17 protein-coding genes are annotated in these 21,509 nt (G+C 52.8%); 9 read left to right on the top strand and 8 right to left on the bottom strand.

Annotated features, from left to right (window positions below):
- Positions 1-196: 196 nt before the first annotated feature.
- The 7 genes from carB to HMPREF9370_RS02900 all read right to left on the bottom strand — a co-directional run bounded on the left by carB (position 197) and on the right by HMPREF9370_RS02900 (position 8,987).
- Entirely contained in the window at positions 197-3,406 is a 3,210-nt protein-coding gene (gene carB, locus HMPREF9370_RS02930; protein ID WP_009115808.1) for a carbamoyl-phosphate synthase large subunit, read from the bottom strand.
- A 27-nt stretch (positions 3,407-3,433) separates the two neighbouring features.
- Positions 3,434-4,357 (bottom strand): hypothetical protein, encoded by a 924-nt coding sequence (locus HMPREF9370_RS02925; protein ID WP_009115807.1) that lies wholly within the window; start codon positions 4,355-4,357, stop codon positions 3,434-3,436.
- 432 nt (positions 4,358-4,789) lie between these two features.
- Positions 4,790-5,293, bottom strand: a complete 504-nt coding sequence (locus HMPREF9370_RS02920) for an isoprenylcysteine carboxyl methyltransferase family protein (protein WP_009115805.1) — start codon at positions 5,291-5,293, stop codon at positions 4,790-4,792.
- Positions 5,294-5,383: 90 nt separating this feature from the next.
- Positions 5,384-6,226, bottom strand: a complete 843-nt coding sequence (locus HMPREF9370_RS02915; protein WP_009115804.1) for a PhzF family phenazine biosynthesis protein — start codon at positions 6,224-6,226, stop codon at positions 5,384-5,386.
- A gap of 51 nt (positions 6,227-6,277) precedes the next feature.
- Positions 6,278-6,928, bottom strand: coding sequence for a leucine efflux protein LeuE (leuE, locus tag HMPREF9370_RS02910; protein WP_009115803.1), 651 nt, complete (start codon positions 6,926-6,928; stop codon positions 6,278-6,280).
- 296 nt (positions 6,929-7,224) lie between these two features.
- Entirely contained in the window at positions 7,225-8,031 is an 807-nt protein-coding gene (locus HMPREF9370_RS02905) for a cation efflux transmembrane domain-containing protein (RefSeq protein WP_040667394.1), read from the bottom strand.
- Between the two features lie 221 nt (positions 8,032-8,252).
- Positions 8,253-8,987 carry a dienelactone hydrolase family protein gene (locus HMPREF9370_RS02900; protein ID WP_009115801.1) on the bottom strand — a complete coding sequence of 245 codons (735 nt, stop codon included), beginning with the start codon at positions 8,985-8,987 and terminating at the stop codon, positions 8,253-8,255.
- Between the two features lie 145 nt (positions 8,988-9,132).
- On the opposite strand from HMPREF9370_RS02900, the gene HMPREF9370_RS02895 reads away from it, so the two are divergent.
- Positions 9,133-10,599 carry a DASS family sodium-coupled anion symporter gene (locus HMPREF9370_RS02895; protein ID WP_009115800.1) on the top strand — a complete coding sequence of 489 codons (1,467 nt, stop codon included), beginning with the start codon at positions 9,133-9,135 and terminating at the stop codon, positions 10,597-10,599.
- A gap of 81 nt (positions 10,600-10,680) precedes the next feature.
- Here HMPREF9370_RS02895 and HMPREF9370_RS11770 read toward each other — a convergent pair whose 3' ends face one another.
- Positions 10,681-10,839, bottom strand: a complete 159-nt coding sequence (locus HMPREF9370_RS11770; protein WP_009115799.1) for a DUF1328 domain-containing protein — start codon at positions 10,837-10,839, stop codon at positions 10,681-10,683.
- 482 nt (positions 10,840-11,321) lie between these two features.
- Between HMPREF9370_RS11770 and HMPREF9370_RS02885 the strand changes: the two genes are divergently transcribed.
- From HMPREF9370_RS02885 to betT, 8 genes are all read left to right on the top strand, one after another.
- Positions 11,322-11,519: a CsbD family protein gene (locus HMPREF9370_RS02885; protein WP_009115798.1), complete on the top strand. Its 198-nt coding sequence runs from the start codon at positions 11,322-11,324 to the stop codon at positions 11,517-11,519.
- A gap of 225 nt (positions 11,520-11,744) precedes the next feature.
- The gene (polA, locus tag HMPREF9370_RS02880; protein WP_009115796.1) at positions 11,745-14,531 is read left to right on the top strand and encodes a DNA polymerase I; all 2,787 of its coding nucleotides are present in this window, start codon (positions 11,745-11,747) and stop codon (positions 14,529-14,531) included.
- Between the two features lie 5 nt (positions 14,532-14,536).
- Positions 14,537-15,214 (top strand): hypothetical protein, encoded by a 678-nt coding sequence (locus tag HMPREF9370_RS02875; protein ID WP_009115795.1) that lies wholly within the window; start codon positions 14,537-14,539, stop codon positions 15,212-15,214.
- Between the two features lie 278 nt (positions 15,215-15,492).
- Positions 15,493-16,464: a calcium/sodium antiporter gene (locus HMPREF9370_RS02870; RefSeq protein ID WP_009115794.1), complete on the top strand. Its 972-nt coding sequence runs from the start codon at positions 15,493-15,495 to the stop codon at positions 16,462-16,464.
- Positions 16,465-16,752: 288 nt separating this feature from the next.
- Entirely contained in the window at positions 16,753-16,989 is a 237-nt protein-coding gene (locus HMPREF9370_RS02865) for a hypothetical protein (protein WP_009115793.1), read from the top strand.
- A 49-nt stretch (positions 16,990-17,038) separates the two neighbouring features.
- Positions 17,039-17,359: a low molecular weight protein tyrosine phosphatase family protein gene (locus HMPREF9370_RS02860; protein WP_040667388.1), complete on the top strand. Its 321-nt coding sequence runs from the start codon at positions 17,039-17,041 to the stop codon at positions 17,357-17,359.
- A gap of 102 nt (positions 17,360-17,461) precedes the next feature.
- Positions 17,462-19,150: a choline dehydrogenase gene (gene betA / locus HMPREF9370_RS02855; RefSeq protein WP_009115790.1), complete on the top strand. Its 1,689-nt coding sequence runs from the start codon at positions 17,462-17,464 to the stop codon at positions 19,148-19,150.
- A 297-nt stretch (positions 19,151-19,447) separates the two neighbouring features.
- Positions 19,448-21,460 carry a choline BCCT transporter BetT gene (betT, locus tag HMPREF9370_RS02850; protein WP_009115789.1) on the top strand — a complete coding sequence of 671 codons (2,013 nt, stop codon included), beginning with the start codon at positions 19,448-19,450 and terminating at the stop codon, positions 21,458-21,460.
- The last annotated feature ends 49 nt before the right edge of the window (positions 21,461-21,509 follow it).

The raw sequence follows: 21,509 nt of genomic DNA, 5'->3' as shown, positions 1-21,509 counted from the left end.
GCCTGTCTGAAAACCTGTTGCCTGTATTACTAGTGACCATCGGAAAAACAGACGGTCGACAAAAACAGAAAATTCGTGCTCGAGCTGAGTGGTTCGTAATTTGATACATATAGCAAATAAACTGAATTTTAATAACTACAATAACAAATGCCTGTCTGAAACATATTTTCAGACAGGCATTCCTATTCAAAACTGCTTATTTCTTCAACCTTCCATGCAGTTCCTGTACGCTGTACACACCCATGGCGTTGAGGCTCTTCACGCCTTCGCTCATGGCTTCGCCGCCGGCGATGGTGGTGTATTGCGGCACACGCTGGGTAAGCGCGCTGCGGCGGATGCTGTGGCTGTCGGCCACGGCTTGCGGGTCGCTGATCACAGTGTTGACCACCAGCGCGATTTCGCCGTTTTTAATCGCGTCCACGATGTGCGGGCGGCCTTCCTGCACTTTGTTGACCACCTGCACGCCCACGCCGTGTTCTTTCAGGTAGGCAGCGGTGCCGCGGGTGGCGCACACGCCGTAGCCGAGCGATTGGAAGTTTTTCGCGGTTTGCACCACCAGCGGTTTGTCTTCGTCGCGCACGGCGATAAACACTTTGCCCACGGCCGGCATGCGTTCGCCCGCGCCGAGTTGGGCTTTCAGGTAGGCTTCGGAGAAGGTTTCGCCCACGCCCATCACTTCGCCGGTAGAACGCATTTCCGGGCCGAGAATGGTGTCCACGCCGGGGAATTTGATGAACGGGAACACGGCTTCTTTCACGGCGTAGAAATCCGGAATCACTTCTTTTTCAATGCCTTGCTCTTTCAAGCTGATGCCCGCCATCGCGCGCGCGCCCACTTTGGCCAACGGCACGGAAGTGGCTTTGGAAACAAACGGTACGGTACGCGAAGCGCGCGGGTTCACTTCCAGCACGAACACCACGCCGTCTTGCACGGCAAACTGCACGTTCATCAAGCCGACCACGTTCAGCGCGTAAGCCATGGCTTTGGTTTGACGGCGGATTTCTTCTTGAATCTCTTCGGAAAGCGAGTATGGCGGCAGCGAACAGCCGGAGTCGCCCGAGTGGATGCCGGCCTGCTCAATGTGCTGCATGATGCCGCCGATCACGATGTCTTTGCCGTCTGAAACGCAATCTACGTCTACTTCTATGGCGTTGTTCAAGAAGAAATCGAGCAGCACGGGGCTGTCTTCGGAAACCTGCACGGCTTCGCGCATGTATTTCTGCAACTGTTCGGCAGAATGCACCACCTGCATGGCGCGGCCGCCCAACACATAAGACGGGCGCACCACCAGCGGATAGCCGATTTCTTCTGCCAGCACCAACGCTTCTTCTTCGTTGCGCGCGGTGCGGTTGGGCGGCTGGCGCAGGCCGAGGTCGTTGAGCACTTTTTGGAAGCGTTCACGGTCTTCGGCGGCGTCAATCGAATCAGCCGACGTGCCGATGATGTTCACGCCGTTTTCCACCAACGCGTTGGCCAGTTTCAGCGGGGTTTGGCCGCCGTAATGCACAATCACGCCCCACGGGTTTTCGGTGCGCACGATTTCCAGCACGTCTTCCAGCGTGAGCGGCTCGAAGTAGAGGCGGTCGGAAGTGTCGAAGTCGGTGGACACGGTTTCGGGGTTACAGTTCACCATAATGGTTTCAAAACCCGATTCGCGCAGCGCCAGCGCGGCGTGTACGCAGCAATAGTCGAACTCGATGCCTTGGCCGATGCGGTTGGGGCCGCCGCCGAGAATCATCACTTTGCGTTTTTCAGACGGCCTCGCTTCGCATTCCTCTTCGTAAGTGGAATAGAGGTAAGCGGTGTCGGATTGGAACTCCGCCGCGCAAGTGTCCACGCGCTTGTACACGGGATGCAGTTTCAGGCCGTAGCGGTGTTCGCGTACTTCTTTTTCAGACAGGCCCAGCAATTGCGCCAAACGCTTGTCTGAAAAGCCTTTGCGTTTCAGGCGGCGCAGGGTGGCGTAGTCCAAATCGTTCAGACGGCCGTCTGTAACTTTTTGCTCTTCTTGAACCAAGTCTTCAATCTGCGCCAAGAACCACGGATCAATCGCGCAAATTTCGTGGATTTCTTCCTTGCTGAAACCGGCGCGGAACGCATCGGCCACATACAGAATGCGCTCGGGGCCGGGGTTGGCCAGCTCGCGGCGGATCACGTTTTTATCGTCGCTGCGCGGATTAAAGCCGCACAAACCGGTTTCCAAACCGCGCAAAGCTTTCTGCATCGACTCCTGAATCGTGCGGCCCATCGCCATCACTTCGCCCACCGATTTCATTTGCGTGGTCAGGCGGTCGTCGGCAGCGGGGAATTTCTCAAACGCAAAACGCGGAATCTTAGTAACCACATAGTCAATCGAAGGCTCGAAAGACGCAGGCGTGCGGCCGCCGGTGATGTCGTTGCGCAGTTCGTCCAACGTGAAGCCCACCGCCAGTTTCGCCGCTACTTTCGCAATCGGAAAGCCCGTGGCTTTGGAAGCCAACGCCGAAGAACGGCTCACGCGCGGGTTCATCTCAATCACAATCATCTCGCCGTTTTCAGGGTTGATGGCAAACTGAACATTCGAGCCGCCCGTGTCCACGCCGATTTCGCGCAGCACCGCCAGCGAAGCATTGCGCATGATTTGGTATTCTTTGTCGGTAAGCGTTTGCGCGGGCGCAACCGTAATCGAGTCGCCGGTATGCACGCCCATCGGGTCGAAGTTTTCAATCGAACAGATGATGATGCAGTTGTCGTTTTTATCGCGCACCACTTCCATTTCGTACTCTTTCCAGCCGAGTACCGATTGCTCGATCAGCAACTCATGCGTGGGCGAGGCATCGAAACCGCGTTCGCAAATCGCCAAAAACTCGTCTTTATTGTAGGCAATGCCGCCGCCCGAACCGCCCATGGTAAACGACGGACGGATCAGCGTAGGAAAGCCCACCTGCTCTTGCGCCGCCAGCGCTTCGTTCATGGTGTGGCACACGAAAGATTTCGGGCAATGCAAGCCGATTTTTTCCATCGCTTCTTTAAAACGACCGCGGTCTTCCGCTTTATCAATCGCGTCTTCAGTGGCGCCGATTAACTCGACGTTATACTTCGCCAGCACACCGTTGCGCGCCAAATCCAGCGCACAGTTCAGCGCCGTTTGGCCGCCCATGGTCGGCAGCACCGCATCGGGGCGCTCTTTGGCGATAATCTTTTCCACCGTCTGCCACATAATCGGCTCGATATAGGTTACATCGGCCATTTCAGGGTCGGTCATAATCGTGGCGGGGTTGGAATTGACGAGAATGACTTTATAGCCCTCCTCGCGCAAAGCCTTACACGCTTGCGCGCCGGAATAGTCAAACTCGCAGGCCTGGCCGATCACAATGGGGCCGGCGCCGATGATTAGGATGGATTTTAGGTCGGTACGTTTGGGCATGGTGGGTCTCTTTATAAGGAATCAAAACTATTGATGCTGAAGTTTAGATAAGGCTTCGAACGGTGTCAGGAAAGATTTCCATATGTTTTTATCTTTCTCATCATTTAGAATTTTATAAAAAGTGTTTAAATTCTCATAAGTTAAAAATAATTGAGCGTATAAAATGGAATTTTCTATTTTTTGCTTTGTGATAGGCGTCTCTCGTATCCATTTTACCCATCTCTTTAATTCTTTATGAGTTAGATTGCTGGGATTTAGATTTAAAAAATTTTCAATCTCTTCTTTTAGTTGTTTCAAAAGAATATTTAAATCGTTTTCTGGGTATAAGCATTCTATCCCTTTAACAATGCCTACTATTTCTGTCTTAAATTGATTTCTATTGGAGTTATTAGATGTTTCTGCTAACTCTCTTTCTGACTGTGTTAGCTTCCTTTCAATAGTGAGTTGAACAGTTTTATTTTTTTGCATATGAAATATAGTAGATTGGATACTTTTAGGAATTTTTTCACCAGCTCTTCCGTATCTAATCGGATTTAACCCTTTATTAATACTCGAAGAAATTTTCTGTTTTTCTTTTATCCAATCTTGTAATGATGGTAAATCAGTATCTGAAAACTTATCAATCAACTCTCTATTTTCTTTATCATCAAAGTCCATATCTAATTTATTTGACATGGTTTCAAAATCAACTCCAAAGTATTTTTTACCACAAACATGTCCAATATTAGTGATATTGCCACTTTGTGTTGAAATAATATACCCCTTACTATGTGGAGTCTGACAGCTTTTAAGACCACATTTAACAGTCCCGTGTTCACCTTTGTATCGACCAATAATTTCTTGTAATTCTGTAATGCTTGGGTCTAAGCTAGAAGAAAAACCTGCCATTTCTTCCAACTCAGACCATCTTGCTAAATAAACCAGCTCCCTATCTTTTTTTAGAGTAATCAATGTAAAAACTCCTTAGCAACAACCTACAATATTTCAAACAGCCGTAGGTCGGATACTCGTATCCGACAAGCCATTTGAGGCCGTCTGAACTATTTTTCCTTACAGCACATTTCCCTATTCTGTCGGATTCAAGAATCCGACCTACATCTAGGCAATCTTAAGCAAAGTCACTCCCCAGTTAAAGTACCGCGTGCGTGCCGTTAGTACACCCCTACCAATCAATGCCTGTCTGAAAACTCAATCGGGCTGTACTTTTCCGCGAATACCCCATGCTGCGTTTATCTTAATAAAAAGGCTGTCTGAAATTCAGACAGCCTTATGTTATGCGCTTCTTTTTTTCTGCCTGAGTGGTTTTTTATCCGGCCAGGCGGGATTATACGATATTTAACGGCGCTTGATTATGCTTGGCGCAAAAATGTTTTTAAACGCGGTTTACCATAAATGGCGCATGGCTTCGTGTTCTTGGCGGATGCGGATGGCGAGAATCACCAAGTAAACGGGCAGGCCTACGGCCATGGTTGCCCAGGCGTGGCAGAGCAGGCCGATGCCGATGAGTTCGGGAATGATGTTTAAAAAGTAGTTGGGGTGGCGCACATGGCGGAAGAGCCAGGAGCGGTTGAGGGTGTGCCGGGGGTGGATGTAGATTTTCAGCGTCCAGATTTCGCCAAGCTCGCGGATCACGTAAAACAGCATCGCGAGGGCGAAGGCGGTAACAGCGGTGCCGGCGGTGGAAACGGCATCAAACTGCGCGCCACGGATATGGGATTCGGCCAGGGCGGCGAAGTAGTAGGCAATGTGGGCGGCGGCGAGCAGCTTGGAATTTTTTTCGCCGAACTGTTTGGCGCCTTCGGCAATCAGGCGCTTTTCGTTGCGGATGGAAATGGAAAGGGATACGAGGCGGATGGCGAAAAAGAGGATAAAAATCAGGGTAATCATTGAGGTGGTTTCCTTATGTTTGTGAAGTGTTTTGTTTTCAGACAGGCATTGTTAAGTTAATTGGAGCCTTACCGGGTCAGACTGATCCGGCTAAAGCGGCAGCGTGAACACGCCGCGCCCGACTTCTACTACGCGCCCGCCCACATAGATATTTCCGGCTTCGTCAACGCGCAAACTGAGGCGGTTGGGGCGGCCGGTTTGGTCGCCTTGCCGCACGCTGCGTGTGAACGGGAATGTGCCGCGCGAAAGGTAATAGGCGCCGAGGTTGGCGCAGGCGGAGCCGGTGCCGCTGTCTTCCAAAATGGCGCCGTTTTGTGCGTAAAACATCCGCGCCTCTACGGTGTCGCCTTGTTCATGCCACAGGTAAATCATGGTGCGCCCCAAATCTGCGCGGCAAACGGCATTGAGTTTGGCGTAATCGATGCGGGCGTTTGCCAGCGCGGCGGCGGTATAAACTTGCAGCAAAAGCTGCGGCGAACCGCTATCCAGCCAGTAAGCGTGCTCGGCGATTTGCGCTTCGCAAATGCCTGTGGCTTCGGCCAATTCAACACGGGAAGCACTTGAAGGGCGGCAGGTGTAGCCGCTGATTTTCAGGGTCATCATGTTGTTTGAGCCGCTCAGGTAAACGGGCTTGGCGCGGGTATTGAGCACAAAGTTTTCAGACAGGCCTTGCCGTTGCTGCAACACGGATGCGCTGCCGAGGATGGGATGGCCGGCCAGCGGCAGCTCGTGTGCGGGCGTGAAAATCCGCAGGTCGGCTGCGGCGGATTCCGAAGGAAAAGCAAACGCGGTTTCACTTAAATTAAATTGGCGGGCAATCTGCTGCATGGTCTTGTCGTCCAACCCTTCGGCTTGGGGAAATACAGCCAGCGGGTTGCCGCCGAAGTGGGTTTCGGCAAACACGTTGACCAAAACAAATTCATATTCGCGCATGGTTTGCTCCTTAAATTTGAAGTGTTCAGACAGGCATTTCGCGTGCCCGCTTTATATCGCGGCCACCCACATTCTCACGGCAAACGCGGCGAACATCAGCCCTACGGCGCCCATGGCGGCGGCGGATAGTTTATGGTGCCGCCGAAAGAGGCGCGTCATATTGTGTCCGGCAAACACCAGCATGTTGAGATAAATAAAACTGGTGGCCTGCAAAATCAGCGCCAGCACGAGAAACGAAAGCGCGGGGTGCGGGTAAGCGGGGTCGACGAACTGCACGAAAAACGAGAGGAAAAACAATATGGCTTTCGGGTTGGTCAGGCTCAGCAGCAAGGCGCGTTTGAAAATGTGGGGCGCGGGTTCGGCGGCGGCTTCGGAGCCGGTTGGAAATTTAGACGGGGCAAGCTGCCATTTTCTTACAGCGCCGCGCAGCAAGTTGAAGCCGATATAGGCCAGATACAGCCCGCCCACCAGCTTGAGGCCGTGAAACAGCGGCGGATAGAGCTTTAATAATGTGCCCGCGCCCAAAACGGTGGCGAGTATCAGGAGGGAATCGCCCAGAATAATGCCTGCGATGGCGCGGTAAGCCGCTTTTACGCCGTGCTGCGCCGCCATGGAAAGGCAAAACATGGAATTGGGGCCGGGCAATAAAATCACGGCGATGGTGCCGATAATGTAGGTGGTGAGGTTGATGGTGCCGAGCATGGTTTTCAGACAGGCATTGGGTTTGCGGATAAAGGGCTTGGCATTTTATAACGGATGGCCGGCCTTGCGGTAGGCTGAAATATTGCTGGAGATTTGTCGGATTCGAGAATGAGACGGACGCAGGGATACATTGCCGGTAGAAATGTTTTATAGCCAATCCGCTTGCATAACAACGATGCCGTCATACCCGGGCTTGAGCCGGGTATGACGGGCAACGAGCATCCGGCTTATATTGGCTAATATGCCTGTCTGAAAACATTCTTTCAGACAGGCCTATGTATCACAACAATCCAACCCTAACGCGCCAATTTCAAAATCTTCCACGCACCCGAGGCCACCAACACAAATACAATTGTGCCCACTATCAAATCGGGATATTTGGAATGCGTCCACAGCGTGAACGCGCCGGCGGCTATCACGCCCAAGTTTACGATAATGTCGTTCGACGTGAAAATCATGCTGGCCTGCATATGCGCTTCGCGGCTTTTGCTTTTTTGCAGCAGGTAAAGGCACAGCGCATTGCCGGCCAGCGCGAGCAGGGAAACAGCAATCATGGTTTTAAAATCGGGCACGCGCTCCCAGCCTATAAAGCGTTTCACCACTTCGGCAAAGCCCCAAAGCGCCAACACCAGCTGGAACACGCCGGCTGAAAATGCGGTTTTTTTCTTGCGCTGCACGGTGCCGCCCACAGCCAGCAGGGCAAGCGCATACACGGCGCTGTCGGCGAGCATGTCCAAGCTGTCGGCCAGCAAACCCATCGAACCGGCCAACACGCCGCTTACGGCTTCCAGAAAAAAGAAAAAGAGGTTAATCGCCAGCACTTGCCACAACAATGCGCGTTCCGCTTCGCCCTGCCCTTGCGCAGCGGCGCCCTGCTCTATTTTGTCTACGGCTTCGCTGCTGATTAGAGTGGTGTCGAACTTCAGACTGTCGAGCTGTTTGAAAACGGCTTCATGGCCGCCTTCGTGATACACCGTGAGCCGCCGGCCGGGAATGTCGAAATCCAACGCATGTATGCTGCGGCACCCGGCTAATTTCATCCGGATCATCTGCTCTTCCGAGGGGCAGTCCATTTTGGCGATATTGAAAACGGTTTTTTGCATCATGCCGAATCCTGCCTTTGTGTGATAGTGAATCAACTTAAAAAATAGTACGTTCGTCATACTCGGGCTTGACCCGAGTATCTCTTAAAGTTACTGGAACTCAAGATTCGGGTCAAGCCCGAGTATGACGGTATCGTTATTAAGCTTAAGTGAATTGACTATACTTTATTCAACAATGCCTGTCTGAAAACATTCTTTCAGACAGGCATTGCTCGGTGTGTTTATAAATGGCGCTCTAAAAAACCCAGCATATTGCGCCAGCTGGTTTCGGCGGCCTCGGCGTTGTAGTCGAGAAAATCGACATGGTTTTTCTCGCCGTTTTCGGTGGCTTGCGGATTGGTGAAACCGTGTTTCACGCCGGGGAACACGTCGATATGGTAAACCACTTTGGCATCATCCATTTCTTTACGGAACGCGGCCACGTCGTCCATAGTGGTGAGCGTGTCGGCCTCGCCGTGCTGCACCAGGATTTCGCCTTTCACCATGCCTTCGAGCGCGGGCGCGGCGGGCGTGAGGATGCCGTGGAAACTGGTTACGGCCTTGAGCGGCAGGCCGCGGCGCGCCATATCGAGCACCACTTTGCCGCCGAAGCAGAAGCCGACGGCGCCCACATTCATTTGCGCCACTTCAGGCAGGTTTTGCAGTTGGGTCAGCGCAAGGTCGGTGCGCTCGTTGAGGATTTCAGGGTGTTCAAGCAGGTAAGTCATGTTTTGGTTGGCTACGTCTGCTTTGTCGGTGAGCAGTGCATCGCCGTATAAATCGATCGCCAGCGCCGCGTAGCCGGCTTCGGCCAAACGCTCGGCGCTGCGTTTGGCGTGTTCACTCAAGCCCCACCATTCCGGCGCTACCAACACGCCGGAAAGGCCGTCTACAGCTTGCTTGGGCAGACAGAGATGGCTTTTGAGGGTGACGCCTTGCGAATCGGTGTAGCTTAGGGTACGGGTTTGAATTGTCATGCTTTTTCTCCTTTGTTAATTTTTTCAGACAGGGGTTTGAGGATAACTGAATTATTTTATTTGTGCCATATCATTTTTCCGGCAACAAAATAGCGTTAAAATCGTTTCTTATTTTATATACAATAATCATCAAGGAGTGTCCGATATGGATAAATTGGGTTTTAAGCCGATACCTGCTGCGGTTGCACTGGCAATCGCCCTGGTCATTTGGTTTCTGATTCCCGTACCCGCAGGGGTTGCGCCGCAAGCCTGGCATCTGCTGGCGATGTTTGTGGGCATCATCGCGGCAATTATCGGCAAAGCCATGCCCATCGGCGCGCTGGCCATGCTGGCGATTATGCTGGTGGCGGTAACCGGCGTTACCGCGGAAAAACCTGACAATGCCATGAAAGACGCATTAAGCAGCTTTGCCAGCCCCCTGATTTGGCTGATCGGCGTGTCGATTATGATTTCCCGCGGCATTCTGAAAACCGGTTTGGGCGCGCGCATCGGCTATCTGTTTATTTCCGTGTTCGGTAAAAAAACGCTGGGCATCGGATATAGTTTGGCATTTTCCGAGCTGCTGATTGCTCCGGTTACGCCGAGCAACACGGCACGCGGCGGCGGCATTATCCACCCGATTATGAAAGCGATTGCCAGCAGCTACGATTCCGACCCGGAAAAAGGCACGCAAAGCCGCATGGGCAAATATTTGGCGCTGGTGAATTACCACAGCAACCCGATTACCTCGGCCATGTTCATCACCGCCACTGCGCCCAACCCGCTGGTGGTAAATCTGGTGGCCGATGCCACAGACTCCGAAATCCACCTGACTTGGGGCACTTGGGCGCTAGCCATGCTGCTGCCCGGTTTGGCTGCGATTGCGTTGATGCCGTTGGTGCTTTATTTCATCTTTCCGCCCGAAATCAAAAACACGCCGAATGCAGCGCAGTTTGCCAAAGAAGAATTGGCCAAGCAGGGTCCGATGAGCGGTGCGGAAAAAATCATGCTGGGCGTGTTTTCCGTGTTGCTGCTGCTTTGGGCCGGCGTTCCCGCTATGATTTTCGGCAAAGCGTTTGCGGTAGATGCCACGGCTACGGCATTTATCGGCTTGGTGTTACTGCTGCTCACAGGGGTGCTTACTTGGGATGACGTGCTGAAAGAAAAAGGCGCATGGGATACGGTAACCTGGTTTGCCGCTTTGGTGATGATGGCCACCTTCCTCAATAAGCTCGGCTTAATCGCCTGGTTTTCCAGCACGCTGAAAGACGGTATTTCCCATCTGGGCTTAAGCTGGATCGGCGCATCCGCCCTGCTGATGCTGGCATATCTTTATGCGCATTATATGTTTGCCAGCACCACCGCCCACATCACTGCCATGTTCGGTGCGTTCTATGCTGCGGGTATTGCATTGGGCGCGCCGCCTATGCTGTTTGCCCTCTTAATGGCTGCCGCTTCCAACATTATGATGACGCTCACCCACTACGCCACCGGCACATCGCCTGTGATTTTCGGCTCCGGCTATACCACCTTGAACGAATGGTGGAAAGCGGGCTTCATCATGAGCGTGGTAAACATTATTGTGTTCGTGTTAATCGGCGGCGTTTGGTGGAAAATACTGGGCCACTGGTAATGCCTGTCTGAAAAAACATGCCTGTCTGAACCGATTTCAGACAGGCATGTTTCATATTGAATCGTTAATTTAAAAGTTTACTTACCGTTTTCGGCCGAAAATCAGCGACAACACGGCCAAAATCAAGAAGCCGATAAATAGGATTTTTGCGATTCCGGCTGCGCTGCCCGCAATGCCACCAAAACCCAACACACCAGCAATAATCGCAATCACAAAAAATATAACAGAGTAACGTAGCATATTCTTTCCTTTTTATTTAATGAATTGTTATGTATTCCGCCAACACCTTAAACGCAAAGCTTTCTCAAGCAACAACGGAATGCCAATCACAATAACATACTGCTCCCCCAACACCAATTACATAAAATGATAAAAACCGGCATTGCAAACGAAGTTTGATAATTTAAATAAAACATTCAAACCAATTATGTAAAAATAAATTTAATATTGTTTGCTAAGCAATTCAATATCAATTAAAAATTATAGCAAGTCCATACTTTTACTGATAATTTTTAAAAATCAATAAATATCTATAATTAACGATTACTTATTCTCAGTAAAAATATATTAAGATATGCCTATAAAAATATGATTTTTATCCATTTTGTATTTAATCCATGTTAAAGGAAAAGCCTTTTCCTTGAAAACAGACCATCCCGCCTCATTTGCTGGTTACGCACAACGCGTTATTTTAATTTAGAAATTTTTAGAGAGGAATCCATATGAACTGGGACCAAATCGAAGGTAAATGGGAACAATTTGTCGGCAAAGCCAAAGAAAAATGGGGCAAATTAACCGATGACGATTGGAAAGTTGCCGAAGGCAAACGCGACCAGCTTGCCGGTAAAATCCAAGAACGCTACGGCTACACCAAAGAGCAAGCCGAAAAAGAGTTGGACGATTGGATGAACGGCAATTAATCGCCGGCGCAAGTTAGCAAAGCAAAACCCGCATCAAGCGGGTTTTTTAACATATGCCTGTCTGAAAACGAACAATGTGGGTTACCCAACTGCGTTTTCAGACAGGCATGCTTCATTGCTCATGATAGCCGGCATGCTATTAAAGCCACTTTATATTAGTTACAAAGTTCTCAGCCCAATACCTTATAATCCTACCATCTATCCATTTTTCAGACAGGCATCATCATGACCCAGCAAACCCTCCTCCTCGTTGACGGCTCTTCCTATCTCTACCGCGCATTCCACGCCATGGCGCCGCTTACCGCGCCCGACGGCACGCCCACCGGCGCGTTGTACGGCGTGCTCAACATGCTGCGCCGCCTGCGTGCCGATTATGTGCACGACTATTGCGCGGTGGTGTTTGATGCCAAGGGCGAAAACTTCCGCCACAAAATGTATCCCGACTACAAAGCCACGCGCCCGCCGATGCCCGACGAATTGCGCCCGCAGGCCGAAATGCTGCCCGAAATGGTGCGGCTGATGGGCTGGCCGGTGCTGATTGTGCCCGATGTGGAAGCCGACGATGTCATCGGCACGTTGGCCAAACAAGGCGAGGAAGCGGGCTGGAACGTGGTGATTTCCACCGGCGACAAAGACATGGCACAGCTGGTGTCCGAGCACGTTACCCTCGTCAACACCATGAGCAATGAAAAGCTCGACATCGACGGCGTGAAAAACAAATTCGGCGTGCACCCCGACCAAATCATTGATTATCTGACTTTAATCGGCGACAAAGTGGACAACGTACCCGGCGTGGACAAATGCGGCCCCAAAACCGCCGTGAAATGGCTGGATCAATACGGCACGCTGCAAAACGTGATGGACAATGCGTCTGAAATCAAAGGCAAAGTCGGTGAAAACCTGCAAGCCGCGCTGCCGCAACTGCCCCTGTCTTACCAACTCGTTACCATCAAAACCGATGTGGACTTGCACAACGATATGGACGACGGCCTCGAAAGCCTGCGCCGCACCACGCCGAAATGGTCGCAACTGGCGGTGGAGTTCAAACGCCTCAACTTCCGCACTTGGCTGAAAGAAGCCGAAGAGCGCATGCACGAAGGCAACGGCGATTTATTCGGCGCGGCGCATATCGGCGAACAGGCCTCATTAGCCGCAGAGAGGCCGTCTGAAAAAGAAATCGGCATCGCCCAAGCCCCTGCAACGCTGGATTATCAAGCCATTACCACCGAAAGCCAATTCGCCGCCCTGCTGAGCAAATTGTCGCAAGCCGACACCATCGGCATCGACACCGAAACCACCAGCCTCAACCCGATGGAAGCGCAGCTCGTCGGCATCAGCATCGCTTTCAAAGCAGGAGAAGCCGTGTATATCCCGCTCGGCCACACGCCCACCACCGCGCCCGAACAGCTTGATTTGCAAGACGTATTAGGCCGTCTGAAACCCCATTTGGAGAATGCGGAACTCAAAAAAATCGGCCAAAACCTCAAATACGACCAGCACATTTTCGCCAACTACGGCATTGCCCTGAACGGCATTGCCGGCGATGCCATGCTCGCTTCCTACATCATCGAAAGCCACCTAGGGCACGGCCTCGACGAGCTTTCCCAACGCTGGCTCGGCTTGCCCACCATCACCTACGAATCCCTGTGCGGCAAAGGCGCCAAGCAGATTTCGTTTGCCGATGTCGGCCTCGAACAAGCCACCGAATACGCCGCCCAAGATGCCGATTTCGCCCTGCGTATCGAAGGCTGGCTGAAAGCACAAATGGACGAAAAACAGCTTGAAATGTATCAAAACATGGAGCTGCCCGTGGCCCAAGTGCTGTTTGAAATGGAGCGCAACGGCGTACTCATCGACAAAAACGAACTCGCCCAACAAAGCCACGAAATCGGCACCCAACTGCTGGCGCTGGAGCAGCAAGCCTACGCAGCCGCAGGCCAGCCCTTCAACCTCAACTCGCCCAAACAACTACAAGAAATCCTGTTCGACAAAATGGGCATTCCCACCAAAGGGCTGAAAAAAACCGCCTCCGGCGGCATTTCCACCAACGAAGCCGTACTCGAACAACTCGCGCTCGACTACCCGCTGCCCAAAATCATCTTACAAAACCGCGGCCTAGCCAAACTCAAATCCACCTACACCGACAAACTGCCCGAAATGATCAACCCACACACCGGCCGCGTGCACACCACCTACGCCCAAGCCGTCGCCATCACCGGCCGCCTTGCCAGCAACAACCCCAACCTGCAAAACATCCCCATCCGCACCGAAGAAGGCCGCCGCGTGCGCCGCGCCTTTACCGCCCCCGCAGGCAGCGTGATTGTGTCCGCCGACTATTCCCAAATCGAGTTGCGCATCATGGCGCATTTAAGCGGCGACAAAACCCTGATCGAAGCCTTTAAAAACGGCGAAGACATCCACCGCCGCACCGCCGCCGAAGTATTCGGCGTTGCACAAGAAAACGTCAGCAGCGAACAGCGCCGCTACGCCAAAACCATCAACTTCGGCCTCATCTACGGCATGGGCCAATACGGCCTCGCCAAATCACTGGGCATCGACAACCTTTCCGCCAAAAACTTCATCGACCGCTACTTCGCCCGCTACCCCGGCGTGGCCGACTACATGCAGCGCACCAAAGAACAGGCCGCAGCCCAAGGCTATGTAGAAACCCTGTTCGGCCGCCGCCTCTACCTGCCCGACATCCACAACAAAAACGCCAACGCCCGCGCCGGCGCCGAACGCGCCGCCATCAACGCCCCCATGCAAGGCACAGCCTCCGACCTTATCAAACGCGCCATGATCGCCGTCCGCAACTGGCTCGTTTCAGACGGCCTCCAAAGCAAACTCATCATGCAAGTGCACGACGAATTGGTGCTGGAAGTGCCCGAATCGGAACTGGATTTAGTGAAAGCAAAACTGCCCGAGATTATGGCAGGCGTAGCCGACGGCATGCTGGGCGTGCCGTTGGTGGCGGAAGTGGGCGTGGGGGAGAATTGGGAAGAGGCGCATTGATAATCATGGAACACCATCCCCAGCAAAGCCTCTGCCCCGCAATCAAACAGCACCAATACCCGAATATGGTAAAAACCGCCATCCTCACTTTGTCTGCCCTGTTCATCTTCAGCGCATGCAGCGTGCAAACCGCTACCTGGTACGAAAACGTCAGCCAAGAAGCGGAAATCCTGCACGCCATCAGCCCGCAGGCGGACGGCAGCCTCATTCTGCACGGGCGGCAATACGACTACCGCTTGAGCAAAGTTCCACCGGATCTGCACCAATGGCTAAACCGCCACGGCACCGCTCAGCTTTACGACCTCTCCCCCAACCCGCAGACCGCACCCGCACAAGCCAACCTCATCGAGTTAAACCTCCGCCACAACCCCGCCCGCATCACCCTGCGCCGCCTGACGATTTACACCCCTCCCACACCCGAACTCGTCGCCTTAGGCGTACCGCTCCAATCTCGCCAATACCCGCAGCATATCCGCCGCTATGCTGCCGAACGCGGCATTTCCCTGCCGGAACACCATGAATGGATAGCGCTGGATCTGCGCGGATTGCAAGGCGAAGCCTGGGCACCCGGAACCACCGTGCCCAAATATCATCTGCCCATCCTGCTGCACCTCAACCTGCAACGCCACATCGGCACGACCACCCGCCGCGACATTGTTCCGTTGAAACTGTGCTGCTGGTGACGCAATTTCTTACCAACAACGCAAAGCCACAGTCGCTCAGCCAGCGTAGGTCGGATACTCGTATCCGATATTTGAGAAATCCTTTGTCGGATTCAAGAGTCCGACCTACTGCTGTTTACATCATGGATGATACTAAAACCAAACCTACGCAAATGCCTGTTTGAAACCTTTTTCAGACAGCCATTTCCTATTCTGCCGCGTAAAACAAAACCGCATACGCTTAAGGGTTGAACAATGTTACAATACGCGGCTTTCATTTTTAAAACTTAAGGAAAATAATGCTTTACGCGATCATAGCGGTGATTATCGGTTTGGTGCTGCTGGTTTGGAGCGCAGACCGTTTTATTGACGGTTCGGCGGCCACGGCGCGTCATTTTGGGATGCCGCCTTTGTTAATCGGCATGGTGATTGTGGGCTTCGGCACGTCGGCGCCGGAAATTGTGGTGTCGGTGATATCGGCGCTCGACGGCAGCCCGGGCATTGCGCTGGGCAATGCTTATGGCTCGAATATTGCGAATATTGCGCTGATTTTGGGGATTACGGCGCTGATCAGCCCGATTGTGGTGCAGCCGCAGATTGTGAGAAAAGAGATGCCTGTTTTGCTGGGCATTACGACTTTGTCGGTGCTACTGCTGCTTGACGGCAGATTAAGCGTGTGGAATGGTGCGGCTTTGCTGGTGATTTTAGTGGTTTATATGGCGCGCACGGTTATGCAGAATCTGAAAGGTGCGGATAACTTGATTGAAGATATTTCGGTTGAGTTGGAAAACACGCACATGTCTTTAAAACGGGGCTTGTTTTGGCTGGCTTTGGGTTTGCTGGTGTTGGTGTTGAGCTCGCGCTTGCTGGTGTGGGGCGCAGTTACGGTGGCGCAGAGCCTGGGGGTGAGTGATTTGGTTATCGGTTTAACGGTGGTGGCCATCGGCACTTCCCTGCCGGAGCTGGCTTCTTCTGTGGTGGCGGCGCGCAAGGGCGAGCATGATATTGCGCTGGGCAATGTGGTGGGGTCGAACTTGTTCAACACTTTGGCGGTGGTGGGTTTGGCGGCCGTGATTTCGCCTATGGACGTGGCGCCGGAAATTCTGAATCGTGATGTGGTGGTGATGTCGGCATTAACTGTGTTGCTGTTTGTGTTTTGCTTGGGCAAAGGCGGCTTCGGCAAAGTCGGCCGCTTCAAAGGCTTGGTGCTGCTGGCGGCTTATACTGCTTATACGGTTTATTTGATTATGGGCAGCTTCCCGGCGGCATAATAATCATGCCTGTCTGAAAAATGTTTTCAGACAGGCATTTGCTTTATCTACTGCTTAAGCTTAAAGCTTGTGCGCTTAAAGAAATTTCATTATTATAGTCAATCAACTTAAATTTTACTACGGCGTTGCTGCGCCTTGCCGTACTACCTGTACTGTCTTCGGCTTGCTGCCTTGTATTAAAAATGTGTTGATTAACTATATCTGCCCTGTTTTCTCGAGAAAGTGCCTTATGCCAAATAATATCGCGGCTGCTGAACCCGATTTTGTTTGATTTAGGAGACGAATCTCATGGAAATTTCAACGGAGCCTTGCCGCACACGAAGCCGGGCTTGGAGGCGCTGGCAAAATCAAAAGCCTTCGCATAAAAAAGCCGAACCTTTCCGCAAGCGCAACACTGAGCTGCGTTGCTTGGAAAAAAACTGGAGTATGATGTATTTCCGCGATGAAAAAATGCGCCGCGCCAAGCAGTTGCGTTTGATCTATCCTTTCAACCGCAAAACATTCGATGCAGAATGGTTTGATTGATTTCGGGCAGCCTCAGGGCTGCCTGAAGTTTTATGCAGAAAGCTTGAATATGAATATATTGTTTGTTTGCAGCCGCAACCAATGGCGCAGCCCCACCGCAGAACATGTGTTCCGCAACCGACAAAGCATTTCGGTTCGCTCGGCCGGCACCAGCCCCAATGCCAAACGCACCGTTTCCATTAAAGATATTTTGTGGGCAGACCAAATCATGGTGATGGAACACAAACATAGAAACCGCCTGCAAGCCATGTTTCCCCGCGCTTTACAGCACAAAACGATATTGGTACTGGATATTCCTGACGATTATCAATATATGGATGAAGAGCTTGTCGGCATTCTTAAGCAATGTGTTGAACCACATCTGCCTTAATCCTATTCCGTTTAAATATCATCAGCCGTACCCATCTTTTCAGACAGGCATTATCTTTAGTACCGAGCAATGCCTGTCTGAAAACCACACAAAAGGAAACCCATGACCCTAAAATCCACTTACGACTACATCATCATCGGCGCGGGCAGCTCGGGCAATGTGCTGGCGGCGCGGCTGACGGAAGACGAAAACGTATCCGTACTGCTGCTGGAAGCCGGCCTGCCCGACTACCGTTTGGATTTCCGCACGCAGATGCCGGCGGCGTTGGCGATGCCGTTGCAAGGTTTGACTTATAACTGGGGCTACAAAACCGACCCCGAGCCGTTTATGAACAACCGCCGCATGGATTGCGGACGCGGCAAGGGTTTGGGCGGCTCTTCGCTGATTAACGGCATGTGCTATATCCGTGGCAATGCGCTGGATTTCGATCATTGGGCGAAAATCCCCGGCTTGGAAGATTGGACTTATCTCGATTGCCTGCCTTATTTCAAAAAGGCCGAACACCGTGATGCGGGCGAAAACGATTACCACGGCGGCAGCGGCCCGATTCATGTCACCACCGCCAAGCCGAATGTAAACCCGCTGTTTGAAGCCATGATTCAGGCAGGCGTAGATGCGGGCTATCCGCGCACCGACGATTTGAACGGTTATCAGCAGGAAGGCTTCGGCCCGATGGACAGGTTTGTGACGCCGCGCGGCCGCCGTTCTTCTACCGCACGCGGTTATCTGGATATGGCGAAACACCGCGAGCGGCTCACGATTCTCACCGGCGCGCTCACCGACACGATTTTGTTCGACGGCAAACGCGCGCGCGGTGTGCGCTTTACCCACCAAAACCAAACGCACAGCATCGAAGTGCGCCGCGAAGTGTTGTTGTGCGCCGGTGCGATTGCGTCGCCGCAGATTCTGCAACGCAGCGGCGTCGGCCCGGGCGAATGGCTGCGCGAGGCGGGCGTGGGCGAGGTGTTGGATTTGCCGGGCGTGGGCAACAACCTGCAAGATCATCTCGAGCTTTACATGCAGTATGAGTGCAAAGAGCCGGTGTCGATTGCGCCGGCGACGAATTGGTGGAACAAGCCTGCCATCGGCGCGGAATGGCTGTTGATGGGTACGGGCTTGGGTGCGACCAATCATTTTGAAGGCGGTGGCTTTATCCGCTCGCATGAAAAGTTTGAATGGCCGAATATCCAATATCATTTCTTGCCGATTGCCGTGCGCTACGACGGCCGCAATGCCAGCAAGTCGCACAGTTTTCAGGCGCACGTCGGCTCGATGCGTTCGCCCAGCCGCGGCCGCATCAAGCTGAAGTCGCGCAATCCGGCGGATCATCCGAGCATTTTGTTCAACTACATGAGCCACGAGCAGGATTGGGAAGAGTTCCGCGCCGCTATCCGCATCACACGCGAAATCATGAACCAGCCCGCGCTCGACCGTTATCGCGGCGCGGTGATCACGCCGTCTGAACACATCCAAACCGACGAACAGCTCGACGAATATGTGCGCCAACACGCCGAAACGGCTTACCATCCTTCGTGCACCTGCGCGATGGGCGAGGGCAACGGTGCGGTGGTGGACGGCGAAGGCCGCGTACACGGCATCGACGGTTTGCGCGTGGTGGATGCGTCGATTATGCCCAACATCATCACGGGCAATCTGAACGCCACCACGATTATGTTGGCAGAGAAAATCGCCGACAAAATCCGCGGCCGCCAGCCGCTGCCGAAATCGACGGCGGATTATTATGTGGCCCACGGCGCGCCTGTTCGCGGCGAGCCGAAGCGCAAGGCGTAGGGCTGGCTGAGGCCGTCTGAATGGCGTTTTCAGACGGCCTTATCAAATGGATAAACAATCAGCCTTGATCATGAAAAGGATTCAACCATTAACCATACCGTCATACTCGGGCTTGACCCGAGTATCTCGTAAACTCATTGAAACCCAAGATATTCGGATCAAGCCCGAGTATGACGGAGGTGTCGTTTCAGTTTGTCATGAGACAGGCGGGCAAAACGATTTTTTCAGACGGCCTCAAGCCATCTCAGCCTATCAAGGCCGTCTGAAAACCATCAAAACCATAATAAAGGAGGACACATGCACAGTGCACCCAATCCTGCGGCGGCGGAAACGCCCAAGTTGGCGGTCAATAAAACCGTTTTTCTCGCTTCCGCCGTTATTTCCATCTCACTGATTTTATTTACCGTTTTATTTCCCGAAATCGGCGAAAGCGTACTCGGCAGTTCGCTGCGCTGGGTATCCGACCATTTCGGCTGGTATTACATGCTGGTGGTGGCGGCGTATTCGATTTTTTCGCTGTTTGTCGGCATGTCGCGCTACGGCGATATCAAACTCGGCAAAGATCAGGATAAACCCGATTTTCCTTTTTTGGCGTGGGCGGCCATGCTGTTTTCCGCCGGTATCGGCATTGATTTGCTGTTTTTCGGCGCGTCCGAACCGCTGACCCACTATCTCACGCCCAACATGGGCGAAGGCGGCACGCCCGAAGCGGCACGCGCGGCTTTGGCACAGACATTTCTGCACTGGGGCTTGCACGGCTGGGGCATTTACGCCTTAATCGGCATGGCGCTGGCTTATTTTGCCTACCGCAAAAACATGCCGTTGGCGTTGCGTAGCGCGCTGGTGCCGGTGTTCGGCCAAAAGCGCACCGACGGCTGGCTGGGCAATACGGTGGATACCTTCGGCGTGGTGTGTACGCTGTTGGGTATCGCCACCAGTTTGGGCATCGGCGTGTTGCAGGCCAATGCGGGCTTGAGCCATGTGTTCGGCATCGCAAGCAGCCAGTTTGTGCAGGCGGTAATTATCGTTTCGGTGGTGGTGGTCGCCGGTTTGTCGGCTATGTCGGGCGTGGAACGCGGTGTACGACGCCTGTCTGAAATCAATATGCTGGGCGCAACCTTTTTGCTGATTGCTTTGTTGGTAATGGGTTCATCGGTATTTCTGCTGAACGCGCTCACCGAAAACATCGGCGATTATTTTCAAACCCTGCTCGGCAAAACGTTTCAAGTGTATGCCTACACCGGCGACAAAGGCGCGGAGTGGAAATCGGCTTGGACGATTTTCTTCTGGGCTTGGTGGGTGGCGTGGGCGCCGTTTGTCGGCCTGTTTATCGCCCGCATCTCGCGCGGCCGCACCTTGCGCGAATTTGTGTTCGGCGTGATGTTTATCCCGCTGGGCTTTATCTTTGCGTGGTTCTCGATTTTCGGCAACAGCGCAATCGAGCTGGTAAACAACGGCGCGGTCGAGCTGGGCAAAACCGCGTTGGAAAATCCGGCGATGGGCATGTTTGCGCTGTTTGAGCATTATCCGCTCGCTTCGCTGTGGTCGTTTATGGCGGTGATTATCGGGCTGATTTTCTTCGTGACTTCCGCCGACTCGGGTGCGCTGGTGTTGGCCAATCTGAGTTCGCGCAATCTGGCCTCCGGTGCCGACGCACCGATTTGGCTGCGTTTATTCTGGGCGGCGGCCACAGGTTTGATCACGCTCGGTTTGCTGTTTGCCGGCGGCTTCAGCTCGCTGCAGTCCGTGTCGGTGGTGGCGGGGTTGCCGTTTTCGCTGATTCTGGTGGTGTACATGATTTCGATGTGGATCTGCCTGCGCCAAGAAGGCAATAAACGCAAAGCCACCCAGATCGATAAAGCGATGGTGCTCGACGACGGCCGCAACTGGCGCAACCGCCTGAGCCGTTTGGTGGATTTCCCCAATGCCAAAACCGCACAGCGCTTTATGATCAAAACCCTGCAACCGGCTATGCTCGAAGTGGCGCACGAATTGCAGGAAAAAGGCATCGAAAGCAAATTGACGGAAGATGAAGAAAACCATGTGCTCAAGCTGGAAGTGCTGCATGGCGAAGAAGTGGATTTTCTCTACGAAGTGCGTCTGATAGAAGCCATTAAGCCCGTGTTTGCACTGGGGCAGGCCGGCAATATCGCACCGCAGAGCGAACAGGAAAAATACTACCGCGCCGAAGTGTTTTTGAGCGAAGGCAGCCAAGATTACGATATCGTCGGCTACACGAAAGAGCAGATTATTATCGACATTCTGAACCAATACGAACGGCACATGCAGTTTTTGCATTTGGAGCGTTGATCAATAAGCTTTCAACAAATGCCTGTCTGAAAAGCTTTTCAGACAGGCA

Origin of the sequence: Neisseria wadsworthii 9715 (assembly GCF_000227765.1) — a bacterium.
Taxonomy (GTDB): domain Bacteria; phylum Pseudomonadota; class Gammaproteobacteria; order Burkholderiales; family Neisseriaceae; genus Neisseria; species Neisseria wadsworthii.
Note: the sequence above shows the minus strand (reverse complement) of the source record. Positions and strands in the feature narration are given on the sequence as shown.

Bases quoted from the DNA above. Each gene is read 5' to 3' on its own strand.
- HMPREF9370_RS02875 (WP_009115795.1), top strand. From the start codon at position 14,537: ATGGAACACCATCCCCAGCAAAGCCTCTGCCCCGCAATCAAACAGCAC.
- betT (WP_009115789.1), top strand. From the start codon at position 19,448: ATGCACAGTGCACCCAATCCTGCGGCGGCGGAAACGCCCAAGTTGGCG.
- HMPREF9370_RS02905 (WP_040667394.1), bottom strand. From the start codon at position 8,031: ATGCAAAAAACCGTTTTCAATATCGCCAAAATGGACTGCCCCTCGGAA.
- HMPREF9370_RS02920 (WP_009115805.1), bottom strand. From the start codon at position 5,293: ATGATTACCCTGATTTTTATCCTCTTTTTCGCCATCCGCCTCGTATCC.
- HMPREF9370_RS02895 (WP_009115800.1), top strand. From the start codon at position 9,133: ATGGATAAATTGGGTTTTAAGCCGATACCTGCTGCGGTTGCACTGGCA.
- HMPREF9370_RS02860 (WP_040667388.1), top strand. From the start codon at position 17,039: ATGAATATATTGTTTGTTTGCAGCCGCAACCAATGGCGCAGCCCCACC.
- polA (WP_009115796.1), top strand. From the start codon at position 11,745: ATGACCCAGCAAACCCTCCTCCTCGTTGACGGCTCTTCCTATCTCTAC.
- leuE (WP_009115803.1), bottom strand. From the start codon at position 6,928: ATGCTCGGCACCATCAACCTCACCACCTACATTATCGGCACCATCGCC.
- betA (WP_009115790.1), top strand. From the start codon at position 17,462: ATGACCCTAAAATCCACTTACGACTACATCATCATCGGCGCGGGCAGC.
- HMPREF9370_RS02900 (WP_009115801.1), bottom strand. From the start codon at position 8,987: ATGACAATTCAAACCCGTACCCTAAGCTACACCGATTCGCAAGGCGTC.
- carB (WP_009115808.1), bottom strand. From the start codon at position 3,406: ATGCCCAAACGTACCGACCTAAAATCCATCCTAATCATCGGCGCCGGC.
- HMPREF9370_RS02870 (WP_009115794.1), top strand. From the start codon at position 15,493: ATGCTTTACGCGATCATAGCGGTGATTATCGGTTTGGTGCTGCTGGTT.
- HMPREF9370_RS02885 (WP_009115798.1), top strand. From the start codon at position 11,322: ATGAACTGGGACCAAATCGAAGGTAAATGGGAACAATTTGTCGGCAAA.
- HMPREF9370_RS11770 (WP_009115799.1), bottom strand. From the start codon at position 10,839: ATGCTACGTTACTCTGTTATATTTTTTGTGATTGCGATTATTGCTGGT.
- HMPREF9370_RS02915 (WP_009115804.1), bottom strand. From the start codon at position 6,226: ATGCGCGAATATGAATTTGTTTTGGTCAACGTGTTTGCCGAAACCCAC.
- HMPREF9370_RS02865 (WP_009115793.1), top strand. From the start codon at position 16,753: ATGGAAATTTCAACGGAGCCTTGCCGCACACGAAGCCGGGCTTGGAGG.